This window comes from Methylophaga sp. UBA2496 (genome assembly GCF_002341635.1).
Taxonomy (GTDB): Bacteria; Pseudomonadota; Gammaproteobacteria; order Nitrosococcales; family Methylophagaceae; genus Methylophaga.
In genome coordinates this window covers 266,517-282,408 of record NZ_DDOK01000004.1, presented here as the reverse complement: position 1 = coordinate 282,408, position 15,892 = coordinate 266,517, and the positions used below count along the sequence as shown (strand labels likewise).

The following is a 15,892-nucleotide window of genomic DNA, read 5'->3' as shown; positions in this document are numbered from 1 at the left end:
AGACGTGGCAATTGTTTATCTTAATGGCGAGTTTCTATCCGCCGATAAAGCACAGGTTTCTGTTTATGATCGCGGGTACTTACTAGGTGATGGTGTTTATGAGGTGATTCCGGTGTATGCCGGAAATGCCTTTTTACTGGATCGTCATTTGCAGCGATTGCAGAACAGTCTGGATGGCGTTCGCATTGAAAATCCGTTCTCCGGTAAGCAATGGACTGACATTGTAAATGAGCTGATCGCCCGGAATAATGCGGGTAATCAATCCTTATATTTACAGGTTACCCGTGGCGTTGCACCCCGCGATCATATTTTCCCAATCGGTGTTGCGCCTAGTGTGTTTATGATGAGTAATCCTTTGCATCCGGTTGCTGAAAGCTGGAAAACCGAAGGCATCAAAGCGATTACTACAGCAGATATTCGCTGGATGCGTTGTGACATCAAAGCGATAACCTTGCTGGCAAATAGTTTGATGAAGCAATTGGCGCAGGATGCGGGGGCGCAGGAAGCATTACTGATTCGTGACAATTATCTCACTGAAGGCTCGGCCAGTAATGCCTATGCGGTGATCGACGGCGTTATTTTCACGGCACCGAAAGATGAAAAAGTCTTGCCCGGTATTACCCGTGATCTGCTCATCGAATTAGCAGCGAAAGCCGATATTCCCTTACATGAAAGAGCGATCAGCGAATCCGCTTTACGTAATGCTGATGAAATATGGATCAGCAGTTCGACGAAAGAAGTTGTGCCAGTCACATTATTGGATGGTGAGATTGTCGGTAGCGGTAAGCCCGGTCCGGTCTGGCAGCAAATGGATGCGTTGTTTCAGCAATATAAAAATGAGGTAGCTTGATGAGTGAAGCAAGCGGAGAAGATACTTTACTGGAGTTTCCCTGCGAATTTCCGGTAAAGGCAATGGGGGAGACACACCCGCAGTTGGATAATATTGTGGTGGAGATCGTGCGCAAGCATGCTGGTGATATTGCTGAGGGGGCAGTCACCAGTAAACAAAGTTCGGGTGGCAAATATACTTCCATCACCGTGGTCATTGAGGCGACCAGTAAAAAACAACTGGACGCCATCTATCAGGAACTCAGTAGTCACGAAGCGGTTAAATACGTGCTCTGATGAAAATTCATGATCTCGGTCTACGAGATTACCTGCCTACATTGATCGCCATGCAGCAGTTCACGCTGCAACGAGATAACCGCACGGAAGACGAGCTTTGGTTGCTGGAACATTTTCCTGTCTACACACAGGGTTTTAATGGTCAGGATGCACATCTGCTGCATAAGAATGCTATTCCAGTCGTAAAAACCGACCGTGGCGGACAGATTACCTACCATGGCCCGGGACAATTAATTGTCTATCCATTGATTGATTTACGCCGCCATAACCTGGGGGTGCGCAACATGATCAGTTGTCTGGAAAACTCAGTCATCGCATTATTAGCCCAGTATGGTATTGATGCTTATGCACGTAAAGATGCTCCGGGGGTATATTGCAATGACGCTAAAATTGCCTCGCTGGGATTACGAGTTAAACGCGGTGCCTGCTATCATGGGCTGAGTTTGAACATTGATATGGATCTGCAACCTTTTGCCGATATCAATCCCTGCGGTTATCCGGGAATGCAAATGACCGACATGAAAACATTAGGTGTAAAGGTAAATATGGCCTCAGTAAAACAACAATTTGTGTCTGTTTTTCTGTCACACATGCAACTGGGTGATAAGTAATGAACGACACGGTTGAAACAGTAAAGCGTGATGTAAAAGCCCTGAAAGGCGCTTCTAAAGTTGCGCGGATTCCGATAAAAATCGAGCCCAGTGATCCGAAACGTAAACCGGAATGGATTCGTGCCAAGTCTCAAGGTGCTCCAGAGGTACAGCGCATCAAACAAATGTTGCGTGATCACGATCTGCATACCGTCTGTGAAGAAGCCTCCTGTCCGAATCTCGGTGAATGTTTTGCTCATGGCACGGCGACGTTTCTGATTATGGGTAATATCTGCACCCGGCGTTGTCCTTTCTGCGATGTGGCACATGGCCGGCCGGATGCGTTGGATGAAAATGAACCGAATCATCTGGCCAAAACTATTGCTGCAATGCAGCTCAAACATGTGGTGGTAACCTCGGTAGATCGCGATGATTTACGCGATGGTGGCGCGGCGCATTTCAGTCGCTGTATCAGTGAAATTCGTCAGCAATCGCCGCAAACCCGTATTGAAGTGCTGGTGCCTGACTTTCGTGGGCGTATGGATGTGGCACTGGAGATTCTGGCGGACAATCCACCGGATATCTTTAATCATAATCTGGAAAGTATTCCACGGCTTTATAAGGCCGTTCGACCGGGTTCGGACTACCAATGGTCACTGGACTTAATCAAACGTTTTCAGCAAATGCATCCTGAAGTGCCCACCAAATCCGGATTGATGCTGGGTCTGGGTGAAACGATTGATGAAGTCAAACAGGTGATGCAGGATTTACGGGACCATGGTTGCCGTATGCTGACACTGGGCCAGTATCTGCAGCCCAGCCGCCATCATCTGGCCGTTGAACGGTTTGTTACTCCTGCTGAATTTGATGAACTCGCTGTGGCAGGCAAAGCAATGGGCTTTGATCATGTGGCCAGTGGACCCATGGTGCGTTCTTCATATCACGCTGATTTACAGGCACAGGGTGAAAAAGTATCTTGAGTCAGTGAATTAGCCGCTGAGGACTTTGATATGACTATCAAACGGCGTCAATTGTTAAAAAATGCAGCCTATCTATCTGCAGCAATGGCCATGCCTTTAGGCTTATCTACCGCGTGTTATCGCGGACAGAAACAGCGTGTTGTCATTGTAGGTGGCGGGTTTTCCGGTGCGACTGCTGCCCGATATCTGTCACTGTGGGCTCCTGATATTGATATCACTTTGATAGAAAAAAACAGTCAGTTTATTTCCTGTCCGCAAAGTAATCTGATGCTTAGCGGTAATCGTAATCTGCAGCAGCTTACCCATGAATATGTGAACTTACAGGCAGATAAGGCTATTCGATTTATTCAGTCTGAAGTAACCGCTGTTGATGTGGATAAGCGTCAACTGTGGCTGGCGGATGATAGCCGTGTAGATTATGACCGGTTGATTATTGCGCCGGGAGTGGATTTTATTTATGACCAGTTTCCTATTTTGGCTACGGCAGAAGCTCAACAACATGTCCCCCATGCCTGGAAAGCGGGTGCCCAGACCGAATTGATGGCTAATCAGTTAAAGTCGATGCGCCAGGGCGGGCTGGTCATCATGACGGTGCCTGCAGCCCCTTTCCGGTGTCCACCTGGCCCGTATGAAAGGGCCTGTCAGATTGCGTTATATCTTAAAAATCATAATCCATCTGGCAAATTACTGATATTGGATGCCAATCCGGATATTGTTTCCAAAAAAGCGTTATTTACCGAGGCCTGGCAACAGCTTTATGATGGCTTTATCGAGTATCAACCGATGAATCCAGTTGAATCGGTCAACGTCGCTAATCTTGAAGTTGAAAGTTTTTTCGAAAGTTACAAAGCTGATGTTTTAAATGTTATCCCCCCTCAGAGAGCCGGGAAAGTAGCTGCGATGGCGGGGGTGATTAATATTGATAACCGTTGGTGTGATGTTGATTATCTGACTTATGAATCCACGGCGGTTGAGCGGGTGCATGTGATCGGTGATGCAGTGGCAGCTAAAGTCCCCAAATCGGCACATATTGCCAATCAGCAAGCCAAGGTCTGTGCGGCTGCGGTAATTGCTTTGTTACGCGATGAATTACCCGAACAGCAACCCGTATTCAGCAATACCTGTTACAGTTTTGTTGATGGACAGCAAGCGGGGCATGTTGCCGCTGTTTATCGTTATGATAAAGATAGCCGGGATATGCTGCCTCATCCCAGCGGCGGGGTTTCCGAATCCGCCAGTGAACAGGAAGGTCTCTATGCCCAAGGCTGGGCGGAAAATATCTGGGCTGATACATTAGGCTGACATTCAGCTTTCTCTGCACTGGCCTGGTCGGGGTTTCGGTCTTTTCCCTTTGCAGTATAATGAGCCGCATTTTCAATAACTCCACCAGCTGGATTTAAACACGAGGTAGTAGATGAGCGATTTTTTACCCGGCCTGGAAGGTGTGCCTGCCACGAAGTCAGCCATTTCATTTATTGATGGCGAAAAAGGCATCCTTAGTTACCGTGGTTATCCACTGGAAACACTGGCAACCAACAGTACTTTTGAAGAAACCACGCTATTGTTACTCGATGGCGAATTACCTACCAAAGCTGCACTGAATCGCTTTTCCAAACAACTGCGCAGCAGCTACCGTATCAAATATCATATCCGCGAAATGATGCGGCATTTTCCGCATACCGGTCATCCGATGGATATGTTACAAACTGCGGTTTGCAGTTTGGGCATGTTTTATCCCGGAACCGAATGTCTGACCGATGCGGATAGCTGTAAAGATATCGATTATGTCCGCAATATGACGGTCAATATCATTGCGCAGATGGCGCCTCTGGTGGCGATGTGGGAACACATGCGTCAGGGCTACGATCCAATCAATCCTCGCGATGACTTATCGGTAGCCGAAAATCTGTTGTATATGTTTACCGGTAAAGAACCGGATAGTCTGATGGCGCGCATTATGGACGTCTGTCTGATTCTGCATGCTGAACATACGTTGAATGCGTCAACCTTTGCCGCCCTGGTTGCGGGTTCCACATTGGCATCACCTTACAGCGTTATTTCGGCAGCAATTGGTACACTTTCTGGCCCGTTACATGGTGGAGCTAATCAGCGTGTCGTCGGCATGCTGCAGGAAATTGGTTCGCCTGATAATGTTGAAGCCTGGGTTGATAAGAAACTGGCCAATAAAGAAGTTATCTGGGGCATGGGGCATCGGGAATATAAGGTTAAGGATCCCCGCGCCACTATCCTGCATAAACTGGTGACCAAGCTGGTGGAAGAACGCGGTGGTTCACTGGATAAGATGTTTGCTACCGCAATGAAGCTGGAAGAAGTCTGTGTGGATCGTCTGGGCCATAAAGGCGTGTATCCGAATGTAGATTTCTACTCCGGTATTCTGTATTCGGAAATGGGCATTCCAGAAGATCAGTTCACTGCCTTGTTTGCGGTTGCTCGTTCAGCCGGTTGGCTGGCACATTGGCGCGAACAGATTTCCAATAACCGTATTTATCGTCCAACGCAGATTTATGTGGGACATGAACAGCGTGAATATATTCCGATGTCTGAACGGAAAAAAGCGCCTAAGCAATAATGGTTTTACTGGCTTCACCTTGTTGCTCGCGTACCAGCCGCGGCACAAGGTAGCCGGGTAATTCACGGCGCATCTCAGCGGTTAAGGCAATGCCTTTAGCTTCGTCTACATCAAAATGACTGGCACCTTGCACTTTATCGAGTAAATGCAGGTAATAGGGCAAGACCTGAACCTCGCTTAATTTTTCACTTAGTGCGATTAAGCTCTCAGCATCATCATTAACTCCCCGTAACAGCACCGCCTGGTTCAACAACTCACACCCGGCATCGCGTAACAGTGATAGTGCATCAGCGGTTTCAGCATCAATTTCATTGGCATGATTAGCATGGATGACCATTACTACACGTAAGGAGGATTTACTGACCCAGCTCAATAAGCTTTTATTGATTCGCTTAGGCAGCACTAATGGTAATCGGGTATGAATTCGCAGCCGTTTGATATGGGGGATTTTTTGTAAGTCTTCTACCATAGCGGCTAATTTTGCATCGGTTAACGCCAGCGGATCACCGCCACTGAAAATAACTTCACGAATACTGTTATCACTTTGCAGTGCAGCGATTGATTGTTGCCATTGACTCGCTAATGGATTGCTTTCACTGTACGGAAAATGCCGGCGAAAACAGTAACGGCAATGAATGGCACAGGCTCCGGTTGTCAGCAATAATGCCCGGCCCTGATATTTATGCAAAATACCGGGTGAGCTGATTGCCAGATGATCTCCCACCGGATCCGCTGAAAAACCTTCGACCTCAATATTTTCATCAATCAGCGGGAAAACCTGACGCAAAAGGGGATCCTGAGGATCGCCATAGCGCATTTTATTGATATAACTTTGCGTTACGCGTAGCGGGAAGTTTTTTAAGCTCTCGGCATCAATCGCTTGCAGACGATTCTCCAGCCCCAGCATTTGCAGCAAGACTGTTGGGTTTTTAATGGCATGACTTAATTCATCCTGCCAATCAGCAAAGATTACGTCAGCTTGCGATTGCGGTATCATAGTGGGCTTTGATTTTGTGAACAGGCGACGATCGTCCCCCAAAAGAGGTAAGCATGGCAAGTTATAGTACAAATGAGTTTAAAGCCGGACTGAAATTCATGATGGATGGCGATCCTTGCAGCATCATCGAAAATGAATTTGTGAAACCCGGTAAAGGCCAGGCGTTTAATCGCGTAAAATTCCGTAACCTGAAAACAGGTCGTGTTAACGAACGTACTTTCAAAACCAATGAATCCGTTGAAAGTGCCGATGTCGTTGAGATTGATTTGGAATTTTCTTATACCGACGGTGAATTCTGGCACTTTATGGATCCGACCAGCTTTGAACAATATGCTGCCGATGCCAATGCCATTACGGACAGCAAAGACTGGCTTAAAGAACAATATACCTACACAGTAACTTTGTGGAATGGCACGCCGTTGCTGGTCACACCACCTAACTTTGTTAATCTGACTGTGGTTGAAACCGATCCAGGTGTGCGTGGTGACACCTCTGGTGGCGGCGGTAAACCGGCAACGTTAGAAACTGGCGCTGTGGTTCGTGTACCGTTATTTATCGAAATCGGTGAAGTGTTACGGGTTGATACCCGTTCAGCATCTTACGTTGAACGCGCCAAGAAAGATTAAAACAATTTTGTTTTTTGCGCTGTTGATGTGCCATTTGAATGATGACAGGCCCTAGAGCATAACTCATGCTGCAAGGCCAACAATTACAGAGCATATTAAAACGGCGGGCAGAGCTTTTAGCAAATGTCCGCCGTTTTTTTTCGACACGTGAAGTGTTGGAGGTCAGTACACCGATCCTGTCTTCGGCGGCACCAACGGCGCCTTATCTCGATAGTTTTCATACGCTGTTTGAAGCTGGAAATCGTTCGAAAACGCTTTATCTGCATACCTCCCCTGAATTTGCGATGAAACGCTTGCTAGCGGCCGGTAGTGGTGGGATTTATCAGATTGCCACGGTATTTCGCAATGGCGAGCTAGGACGGCAACATACACCCGAGTTTTCTATGTTGGAATGGTACCGCCCAGGATTTACGCTGGCGGATTTAATGGCAGAAGTTAATGCCTTTATACAGCAGGTTATCGGAACGCCTCCAGCAGTAACCTGCGCTTACAGTGATTTATTCGCCAGGTATCTGCAGCTGGATATTTATCAAACTGATGTTGATACACTCAAAGCCGTGGCTTTAAAGCATATTTCAGCTTTACCTGCCGATTGGCAGACGGATTATGATGGCTGGCTGGAAATGCTGATGAGTGAAGTGATTGAACCAGAGTTAAAAGCTTTAAATACGCCGGTGCTGGTCACCGAATTTCCTGCATCACAGGCACAGCTTGCCAGAATTCAACCAAATGCAGCCGGTCAGCCAGTGGCAATGCGTTTTGAACTGTACGCTGGTGGTATGGAACTGGCGAATGGTTATGACGAGTTATGTGATGCCACTGAGTTAAGGCAACGCTTTGAACGCGATAATATCGCACGTCAGCAGCAGGGAAAACCTGTCATGCCCATAGATGAAAATCTGCTGGCAGCGATGCAGTCCGGTTTGCCCCAATGCAGTGGTGTGGCTTTAGGGCTGGATCGTTTAATGATGCTGCACCTGGCTGAAGATAATATCTCCAAGGTACAAAGCATCAGTTTTGCAGATAACTGATTTATTCCATCATCCCCGGCAACCACAACGTAATGCCCGGAACCGCAATCAATAGTCCCAGAACCAGCAACTGAATCATCACAAACGGTCGAATTCCACGGTAAATATCCATTAGTTTTAATGTCGGTGGTGCACTGGCTTTCAGATAAAACAATGAAAAACCAAATGGTGGCGTCAGAAACGAGGTTTGCAGATTAATCGCGATCAGCAGGGCAAACCACAACGGATCAATTCCCATATGTATTGCCACTGGCGCAATAATTGGCACGACGATAAAGCAGATTTCGATAAAATCCAGAAAAAATCCTAAAACAAAAATCAGTAACATGCTGAGGAGCAGAAACGTCCATTTGCCTCCAGGCAGTTCGGAAAATATATCCAGAATCAGACCATCACCACCCATGCCGACAAAGACCAGACCAAACGCCGTGGCACCGATAAATATTAAAAACACCATGCTGGTCAAGCGTGCTGTTTTTTGCATCGCATCATTAAGATTAGCGATACTCAGACGGCGATGCAGGGCGGCCAGAATCAACGCCCCTAATGCACCCACTGCAGCAGATTCAGTAGGTGAGGCAATACCGTAAAAAATCGATCCCAAAACGGCAATGATAAGAAATAAAGGCGGCAGCAAGCTTTTTATAACACTGATCCATAGTGCAGCAAGTTCAGGATTGTCATCACGCACGGCGGGTGCCAGATGCGGGTGGCGCCATGCAACAAACGCAATATAAAGCATATAGGCCATGATCAACATCATGCCCGGGACCACGGCACCGATAAACAATTCACCTACCGGTACGCCAATTACATCGCCTAATAGAATCAGAATAATGCTTGGTGGAATAATCTGTCCCAATGTCCCGGAAGCAGCAATGGTGCCACTGGCTAATGACGGTGCATAACCGCGTTTGAGCATGGTAGGTAAAGCAATGACGGTCATGGTCACCACCGACGCACCCACGACTCCGGTTGTTGCTGCCAGCAGCGCACCGACCATGACAACTGAGATAGCCAGGCCTCCACGAATACGGCCAAATACCCGGCCCATGGTATCGAGCAATTCTTCCGCGACACCGGATTTTTCCAGCACAACCCCCATAAACACAAAAAGAGGGACAGCCAGCAAGGTGAAGTTGGTCATGATGCCCCAGATGCGAAACGGCAACAGCTGGAAGAAATCAAAACCCAGATAGATACTGCCAAATAACAACGAAATGGCACCCAGCACGAAGGCGACCGGATAACCGGTCAGTAACAGCAGGATTAACAGTCCAAACATCAGCAGAGCAATATATTCCATTACTTTTGCTCCTGATGACTGCGAATAATGCGGATATTACGAATTAGCTCAGCCACCGCCTGAATCATTATCAACAGAAAGCCCAATAACAGTGCTGATTTGAGAATAAACCGATAGGGCAGGCCGCCCGGGTCTGGTGAGCCTTCCTGATAGAGAAACGAATTGTAGGCAAATGGCCAACTGCTGATCAGAATCAGCAGACAGAACGGCATCAGAAACAATACAATGCCAAGCGTATCTATCCAGGCGCGATGCTTATCCGTCAGGCGCTGACTGCGATATAAAATATCCACCCGCACATGGGCGTCGTGCTTCAAGGTATAAGCGCTGCCGAGTAGAAATATGAGCGCGAACAGGTGCCATTCCAGTTCTTGCAGTCCTACAGAGCCTTGTTGAAACAGATAACGCATCATCACGTCGTAACAGGTTAACAATACCAGCAGTAATACCAGCCAGCTACTGAGTTTGCCGGTGTATTCGGTAAAACGGTTTATCGAGGTTTCCAAAGTGATAAAAAATCGGTCCATGGTGGTTTCGGTCATCAACAGGAATAAACGCCAAAGTTTCCCACAAACCAGCTGATTGCTCCAGTAATTGCTCAGTTTATGAAATTTATGTTTTGACTATCCGCAATGCGTAATGGAAGTGTTAAAGTGATATGGACTTATCATTAATCAGGAGACACGACATGGATAACACTGGTCTTAAAGATAGTGGTGAAAAGCAGCAACTAATCCGCTTACTGTATATGTTGCTTTATGGTTTTGTGCTGTATCTGACCATGACTGTTTTAGCCATAGTGGTCATTGTGCAGTTTGTCTTTGCATTATTTAGCGGTAGTGCCAATGAATCAATCCGGGGTTTTTCAAAAGATTTGGCCCGCTTTATCCAGCAAATTGTTTTATTTCTGACATACAATGATGAAAGAAAACCTTTTCCGTTCAATCCTTTATATGATGAGGTAGAGGTTGAGGCGGTGTATGATAACGATGATTATATTGCGGATTATGAAGATATTAGCGACCGAGATGATCCGAACAAACCTAAACCATAAATCTGACTGAAGGAACCTTAAATTTCTTATGCTCACTGTAATCTCACCAGCGAAGACGCTCGATTTTGATACACCTTCGCATACCGATAAATACACTGAACCACGGTTTCTGACACAATCACAGCAATTGATAGATCAATTGAAAAAGCTGTCTTCTCAGGAAATTGCCGGCCTGATGAAGATCAGTGACAAACTGGCTGGTTTAAATATGGCACGGTTTCAACAATGGGAAACGCCTTTTACCGAGAAGAACGCCAAACAAGCGATCCTGGCATTTAAAGGAGATGTGTATACCGGCCTGAACGCTGAAACCCTGAATGAAAATGGGTTGGCGTTTGCACAGCAACATTTACGGATCTTGTCCGGCCTGTACGGTGTATTAAGACCTTTGGATCTGATACAGCCCTATCGTTTGGAGATGGGTACGCCATTTCAGAATGATGCTGGCAGAGATCTCTACAGTTTCTGGGGAGAGAAATTGCAGGAATCGTTGCAAGCAGAACCGGCGTTAAGTGATGGCGTGTTAATCAACCTTGCATCGAATGAATATTTTAAAGCAGTGAATGCTAAAAAACTTAATGCGACCATTATTACACCGGTTTTTAAAGACTGGAAAAATGGTCAGTATAAAATGATCAGTTTTTATGCCAAAAAAGCACGGGGACTGATGAGCCGTTACATTATTGATCAACAAATTAATTCGCCGGAAAAACTCAAGCAATTTGACTTGGATGGTTATCGATACAGTGACGAAATGAGTCAAAAAAATGATTGGGTATTTATCCGGGATCATGATTAACTAAGGTGAGCTAGTGAAGGCAATGGAGCCAAGGACGGTATGTCGATACATAGCATTTATGCTGGTTTGGATTGGCTTTTTGGTGTGCCTCCCTGTTAGAGCAGAAGTGGTTCTGAGTTCAGACGAGCAGGACTATCTCACCAAAAAACAATCGATAACGCTATGTACGGATCCCGACTGGCTCCCGTATGAAGGTATCGATGAAAAAGGCCGGTTTACCGGCATCATGTCTGACTTTTATGACTTATGGTCCGACAAAATAAAGACACCAATAGAGTTGGTTACCACATCAAGTTGGGAGCAGTCACTGCAATTTGTGCAGGCTGGTCAGTGCGATATTCTTGCCAGTGCTCAGGATGTTCCCAGTCGGCGTGAATGGCTCAACGTAACGCGTCCCTTTATTTTTTATCCATTGGCTGTTGCCACACAGCCGGACCATGAGTTTGTGGTGAAATTCGAACAGATTCGCGAGCGTGATTTTGTCATGGTGGAGGGGTATGCCGGTGTTGAAATGCTGCGTAATCGTTATCCGCATATCAATATCCGCATTGTCGATACGCCACGGCATGGTTTGAAACAGGTCGAAACGGGTCAGGCTTATGGATATATCGATACCGTCCCGACGATAAATTACCAGATGTTACGCTGGGGAATTTCCCACCTGAAAATCAGTGGGGTGCTGGATCAGCAATATGCAATGTCGGTGGGGGTGAGCACCAGAGAGCCGCAATTGCTTGATATTTTCAACAAGGTGATTACTGATACCACTGAGATGGAACGTCAGAGAGTGCTGGCTAACTGGTTGTCAATCGATTATCCGCAACCCGCAGATAATGCTTTGTTCTGGCAGTTACTGGCTGGCATTTTGTTGGTACTGCTGGTGCTGGTTTATCGTTATTGGCAGATGCATCACCATAACCGGAATTTATTGCATTTAAATACCAGGCTTGAACAAATTTCCCAGCATGACCATCTGACAGGGCTGGCCAATCGCTATGCATTGTATCAGCGGTTTACTCTGGAACTGGATGCGGCCAATCGATCACAACAGGCCTTTTCGTTAATCCTGTTGGATGTGGATTATTTTAAAACGATTAATGACGAGTATGGCCATGATGTGGGTGATGACGTTATCAAAGAGTTTGCCTTGCTGTTGAAGTCGATGGTGCGTGAAAATGACCTGGTAGGTCGATGGGGCGGTGAAGAATTTTTGATCCTCTGTTCACAAACCTCACAAAATGGCGCTTTGCGATTGGCTGAGCAAATGCGTCTTCAGATACAACAATATGTTTTTAATGTTGATCAGCTTATTACAGCCAGTTTCGGAGTAAGTGAATTCAGGCACGGTGAAGTGATTAATGATACGATTAAACGTGCTGACGAGGCATTATATCGGGCCAAAGATAATGGGCGAAATCAGATTGTAACGGCGGATTCTGATTAATATGAATTTAAAACAAAACAGGGAGTTAACGCCGGGAAGATATTTTTTTGCCCTGTCTCCAGACTTAAACTCCCGCATGCAGATTCAACATATAATGAAACGTCTGCCAGATGACCCTTCTCTCAAGTTACAAACTACTGATAACTTACATCAGACTTTATTATTTCTCGGACAACTGGATCAACAGCAAATCAATGCATTGTTAAAACATGTCGACTCAATACGCTGTCCGGCAATAGATATGCAGTTTGATCTTGTTTCCTACTGGGAAACGCCGGGTATTTTCTGTCTGACCAGTCGCACGCCCAGAGCGGTATTGTTTGATTTAGTCAGTAAGCTGGAACAGATTGCCAGGGAAGCAGAGATAAAAGTAGATGAAAGACCCTACCAACCCCATATTACATTGGCACGTAAAGCCAGCGGAGCAGTATCTGTGCCGATTGCTCCGGTGTGTTTTAAAGCAGAACAACTGGTACTAATGAAGTCGGTATCAACAGAACAAGGGCCGCAATATCAACCAATCATGCACTGGCCAATCACCGCTGCCTGAATGGCTCTATTTTGGTCAGTGAGAACACAGTAAATCTGTTATAAATATAACAGTCTCCTATTGGCCAGCCTGTTCATGATCTCAAAAGCCAAACCAATCAATTTAAGTTCGTTATTGATGCTGGTATCAGCATTGTTAACCAGCGGACAATTATTGGCAGAGCAAACCACCTTGCGGGTCGGTGTCTATGAAAATCCACCCAAGCTGTTGACGGATTCAAAAGGACAGCTAACGGGCATTCTGGGTGACATTCTGCAAGTGATCGCAGCTCAGGAAAACTGGCAGTTGATTGCCGTGCCCTGTTATTGGAATGAATGTCTGCAGCAGCTCGCCAATGGTGAAATTGATTTGTTACCGGATGTAGCAGCGAGTTCGGCACGCAGTGAATTATATGATTTTCATTCCACTGCAGCATTACTCAGCTGGTCACAGATTTATGTCAATCGCAGGCATACCCTGAGCAGTTTACTGGAGCTTGATGGTAAACGACTGGCGTTACTTCGAGGTTCGATTCAATACGATTATTTACGTCAATTGGCAGAAAATTTCAGTATTGATGTCACCTTTGTTCTGGTTGATACACAGGAAGCAGCTTTTGCAGCGTTAATGAATGGCATTGCCGATGCCGTAACAGCAAATAACTTTATTAGTGAACTTAAAGCTGCCGAACTGAACTTAAAACCCACGCCGGTTGTTTTTCAACCCAGCCGTTTGTATTTTGCAACGACTCGCGGTCAGCATGGCGAAGTGTTGCAGGCCATTGATAAGTATTTGCAACAATGGCAAGCAGACACTGAGTCGCCCTACTTTTCCATTTTGAATGATTGGAATAGTTCTGAAACCAAGACAACCATTCCAAAAGAAATCTGGTGGTTAGTTATTGCCCTGATTGCAGGTTTTGCCAGCGCAATACTATTTTCACTGTTAATGCGGCGTCGCGTTCATGAAAAAAATATTTCGCTGCGTCAAACTCAGCAAAATTTGAGTGTCATTCTGGATAGTGTCGATGCCCATGTTTATATCAAAGATCTGCAATTGCATTACCAGTATGTCAATCAAAACCTGTGCAAACTGATTGGCCTGGAAGATAAAGATATATTAGGTAAAACCGATGAAATACTGTTTGACCGTGAAACCTGCCAGACTTTGCGTGAAAATGATCTAAGGGTTATCGAAAAAGGTGAACGTATTGTAGAGGAAGAAACCATTAAGGTTCATGGCTCTGCTAAACCTCTAACCTTCTTATCGGTCAAAATGCCGTTGCGGCGTGAAGACGGCACTATCTACGCCTTATGCGGCATCTCGACAGACATCACGGATCATCTTTTGATTCAAAAGCAGCTTCGTAAACTGGCGTTATATGATTCGTTGACGGGATTGGCAAATCGTCGGTTACTGATGGAATTTCTGGATGATTCACTGGCAGAAAGTCATCAATCGAAAATGGAAGGCGCATTATTGATAATCGATCTTGATGCGTTTAAAACCTTGAATGACACGTTAGGACATCACGCAGGCGATTTATTACTCCAGGGGGTTTCCAAACGCCTTCAATCACGGTTGGCACCCAATGATTTAGTTGCCAGATTGGGATCGGACGAGTTTGTTATCGTCAAGCCGAACATGGGAGCAAATCGAGTTGAGGTGGAAGCGGCCGCACAACAGCTAGCTGAAGAGATCCTGCTGGATTTTGTGTTGCCCTTTATATTGGATCAGACACAGTATATTGCCTCTGCCAGTGTGGGTATTGCCTTATTTTCTGATGCAGAAGGCGATGTTGAACGTTTACTGCAAGAGGCTGATATGGCGCTATACCGGGCCAAAGCATCAGGCCGTAACAGCCTGAGGTTTTTTGACCCGATCATGCAGAAAGAAGTGAACCGTCGCAGTGAATTGGAACGCAAATTACGAGAAGCTATTTCACTGCAGCAGTTAGAATTGTACGTGCAACCGCAAATCAGTAGTGATCAGCAATATGTTGGAATGGAAGCGTTATTACGCTGGCATGATCCCGTAGAAGGGTTTATTTCACCTGCTGACTTTATCCCGGTCGCTGAGTCGAGTGGCCTGATCATCCCATTGGGTGCATGGGTGTTGAGAAAAGCCTGTGAAATACTGGCTGAGTGGTCAACGCTACCAGGCATGGAGAATCTGACTTTATCGGTCAATATCAGCCCCAGACAGTTCCGTCATTTGCAGTTTGTTGAGTATATAGACAGCTGCATCGACGAATTTGGTGTGAACCCCAACCATCTGGAACTGGAAGTCACAGAGAGTTTATTGATTGAAGATATTGATCTCACTATCGAGCGAATGAATATGTTACGTCAGCGAGGATTACGCTTTGCCCTGGATGACTTCGGTACCGGTTACGCGTCATTGAGTTATTTAAAATTACTGCCGTTAAACAAATTGAAGATTGACCAGTCATTTGTGCGGGATGTGCTGACAGATATTAACGATGAAGCCATTGTCAGTACTATTATTGCGTTGGGACAAAGTCTGGATTTAGCCGTGATTGCCGAGGGCGTGGAAACGGCTGAACAGGCGACCCTGTTGGAAAGATCCGGTTGTCACGTATATCAGGGGTATCACTTCGGTAAGCCCGCACCGGTTGGCGAATGGCAGCAGATTATTGGCGAAATTCGTTTAAAGCATAAAGCCCATTAATTGTTTGTCGCTGAACTTGGTTAAAGCTTGCGCAACTCAATGCCACCTGGTTTTGGTATCAACGTGTTTGTTGTAAAAAATTGTATGGCTTTATCAGTAGTGAGCTGATGAAATAAGCTGTATTTCCATA

General features: G+C 46.0%; 16 protein-coding genes. 13 read left to right on the top strand and 3 right to left on the bottom strand.

Features of this window, described 5'->3' with window-relative positions; translation table 11 throughout:
* Positions 1-4: 4 nt before the first annotated feature.
* The 6 genes from dat (at position 5) to B2W60_RS04505 (ending at position 5,285) form a co-directional block, all read left to right on the top strand.
* On the top strand, positions 5-850 hold the full coding sequence (gene dat, locus B2W60_RS04530) for a D-amino-acid transaminase (RefSeq protein WP_292362406.1): 846 nt from the start codon (positions 5-7) through the stop codon (positions 848-850).
* Entirely contained in the window at positions 850-1,125 is a 276-nt protein-coding gene (locus B2W60_RS04525) for an HP0495 family protein (RefSeq protein ID WP_292362407.1), read from the top strand. The genes dat and B2W60_RS04525 overlap by 1 nt, the downstream gene beginning before the upstream one ends.
* A complete protein-coding gene (lipB, locus tag B2W60_RS04520; protein ID WP_292362408.1) occupies positions 1,125-1,736 on the top strand; it encodes a lipoyl(octanoyl) transferase LipB in 612 nt (203 codons plus the stop codon). Before B2W60_RS04525 ends, lipB begins: the two co-directional genes overlap by 1 nt.
* Positions 1,736-2,695: a lipoyl synthase gene (lipA, locus tag B2W60_RS04515; RefSeq protein ID WP_292362409.1), complete on the top strand. Its 960-nt coding sequence runs from the start codon at positions 1,736-1,738 to the stop codon at positions 2,693-2,695. The genes lipB and lipA overlap by 1 nt, the downstream gene beginning before the upstream one ends.
* 30 nt (positions 2,696-2,725) lie before the next feature.
* Positions 2,726-3,997, top strand: coding sequence for an NAD(P)/FAD-dependent oxidoreductase (locus B2W60_RS04510; protein ID WP_292362410.1), 1,272 nt, complete (start codon positions 2,726-2,728; stop codon positions 3,995-3,997).
* A 112-nt stretch (positions 3,998-4,109) separates the two neighbouring features.
* On the top strand, positions 4,110-5,285 hold the full coding sequence (locus tag B2W60_RS04505) for a citrate synthase (protein WP_069295554.1): 1,176 nt from the start codon (positions 4,110-4,112) through the stop codon (positions 5,283-5,285).
* Here the strand turns inward: B2W60_RS04505 and epmB are convergent.
* Complete coding sequence (epmB, locus tag B2W60_RS04500) at positions 5,275-6,282, bottom strand: EF-P beta-lysylation protein EpmB (protein WP_292362411.1); 1,008 nt, start codon at positions 6,280-6,282, stop codon at positions 5,275-5,277. The genes B2W60_RS04505 and epmB overlap by 11 nt on opposite strands.
* Before the next feature lie 53 nt (positions 6,283-6,335).
* Between epmB and efp the strand changes: the two genes are divergently transcribed.
* Entirely contained in the window at positions 6,336-6,908 is a 573-nt protein-coding gene (efp, locus tag B2W60_RS04495; protein ID WP_292362412.1) for an elongation factor P, read from the top strand.
* A gap of 65 nt (positions 6,909-6,973) precedes the next feature.
* Positions 6,974-7,939, top strand: a complete 966-nt coding sequence (gene epmA, locus B2W60_RS04490; protein WP_292362413.1) for an EF-P lysine aminoacylase EpmA — start codon at positions 6,974-6,976, stop codon at positions 7,937-7,939.
* 1 nt (position 7,940) lies between these two features.
* On the opposite strand, the gene B2W60_RS04485 is transcribed toward epmA, so the two are convergent.
* A complete protein-coding gene (locus B2W60_RS04485; RefSeq protein WP_292362414.1) occupies positions 7,941-9,245 on the bottom strand; it encodes a TRAP transporter large permease in 1,305 nt (434 codons plus the stop codon).
* On the bottom strand, positions 9,245-9,787 hold the full coding sequence (locus B2W60_RS04480) for a TRAP transporter small permease subunit (RefSeq protein WP_292362415.1): 543 nt from the start codon (positions 9,785-9,787) through the stop codon (positions 9,245-9,247). Before B2W60_RS04480 ends, B2W60_RS04485 begins: the two co-directional genes overlap by 1 nt.
* A gap of 146 nt (positions 9,788-9,933) precedes the next feature.
* Here B2W60_RS04480 and B2W60_RS04475 point away from each other — a divergent pair, with 146 nt between their 5' ends.
* The 5 genes from B2W60_RS04475 to B2W60_RS04455 all read left to right on the top strand — a co-directional run bounded on the left by B2W60_RS04475 (position 9,934) and on the right by B2W60_RS04455 (position 15,762).
* Positions 9,934-10,299 carry a DUF4389 domain-containing protein gene (locus tag B2W60_RS04475; RefSeq protein ID WP_292362416.1) on the top strand — a complete coding sequence of 122 codons (366 nt, stop codon included), beginning with the start codon at positions 9,934-9,936 and terminating at the stop codon, positions 10,297-10,299.
* Positions 10,300-10,327: 28 nt separating this feature from the next.
* On the top strand, positions 10,328-11,098 hold the full coding sequence (gene yaaA, locus B2W60_RS04470; RefSeq protein WP_292362417.1) for a peroxide stress protein YaaA: 771 nt from the start codon (positions 10,328-10,330) through the stop codon (positions 11,096-11,098).
* 106 nt (positions 11,099-11,204) lie between these two features.
* A complete protein-coding gene (locus B2W60_RS04465; RefSeq protein ID WP_292362418.1) occupies positions 11,205-12,542 on the top strand; it encodes a diguanylate cyclase in 1,338 nt (445 codons plus the stop codon).
* A gap of 1 nt (position 12,543) precedes the next feature.
* Positions 12,544-13,092: an RNA 2',3'-cyclic phosphodiesterase gene (gene thpR / locus B2W60_RS04460; RefSeq protein ID WP_292362419.1), complete on the top strand. Its 549-nt coding sequence runs from the start codon at positions 12,544-12,546 to the stop codon at positions 13,090-13,092.
* 75 nt (positions 13,093-13,167) lie between these two features.
* The gene (locus B2W60_RS04455; RefSeq protein ID WP_292362420.1) at positions 13,168-15,762 is read left to right on the top strand and encodes an EAL domain-containing protein; all 2,595 of its coding nucleotides are present in this window, start codon (positions 13,168-13,170) and stop codon (positions 15,760-15,762) included.
* The last annotated feature ends 130 nt before the right edge of the window (positions 15,763-15,892 follow it).

Excerpts from the sequence above, each read along its gene's own strand:
- efp (WP_292362412.1), top strand. The coding sequence starts at position 6,336 with ATGGCAAGTTATAGTACAAATGAGTTTAAAGCCGGACTGAAATTCATG.
- B2W60_RS04505 (WP_069295554.1), top strand. The coding sequence starts at position 4,110 with ATGAGCGATTTTTTACCCGGCCTGGAAGGTGTGCCTGCCACGAAGTCA.
- B2W60_RS04525 (WP_292362407.1), top strand. The coding sequence starts at position 850 with ATGAGTGAAGCAAGCGGAGAAGATACTTTACTGGAGTTTCCCTGCGAA.
- epmB (WP_292362411.1), bottom strand. The coding sequence starts at position 6,282 with ATGATACCGCAATCGCAAGCTGACGTAATCTTTGCTGATTGGCAGGAT.
- B2W60_RS04485 (WP_292362414.1), bottom strand. The coding sequence starts at position 9,245 with ATGGAATATATTGCTCTGCTGATGTTTGGACTGTTAATCCTGCTGTTA.
- yaaA (WP_292362417.1), top strand. The coding sequence starts at position 10,328 with ATGCTCACTGTAATCTCACCAGCGAAGACGCTCGATTTTGATACACCT.
- lipA (WP_292362409.1), top strand. The coding sequence starts at position 1,736 with ATGAACGACACGGTTGAAACAGTAAAGCGTGATGTAAAAGCCCTGAAA.
- B2W60_RS04510 (WP_292362410.1), top strand. The coding sequence starts at position 2,726 with ATGACTATCAAACGGCGTCAATTGTTAAAAAATGCAGCCTATCTATCT.
- B2W60_RS04475 (WP_292362416.1), top strand. The coding sequence starts at position 9,934 with ATGGATAACACTGGTCTTAAAGATAGTGGTGAAAAGCAGCAACTAATC.
- B2W60_RS04480 (WP_292362415.1), bottom strand. The coding sequence starts at position 9,787 with ATGACCGAAACCACCATGGACCGATTTTTTATCACTTTGGAAACCTCG.
- lipB (WP_292362408.1), top strand. The coding sequence starts at position 1,125 with ATGAAAATTCATGATCTCGGTCTACGAGATTACCTGCCTACATTGATC.
- thpR (WP_292362419.1), top strand. The coding sequence starts at position 12,544 with ATGAATTTAAAACAAAACAGGGAGTTAACGCCGGGAAGATATTTTTTT.
- B2W60_RS04455 (WP_292362420.1), top strand. The coding sequence starts at position 13,168 with ATGATCTCAAAAGCCAAACCAATCAATTTAAGTTCGTTATTGATGCTG.
- epmA (WP_292362413.1), top strand. The coding sequence starts at position 6,974 with ATGCTGCAAGGCCAACAATTACAGAGCATATTAAAACGGCGGGCAGAG.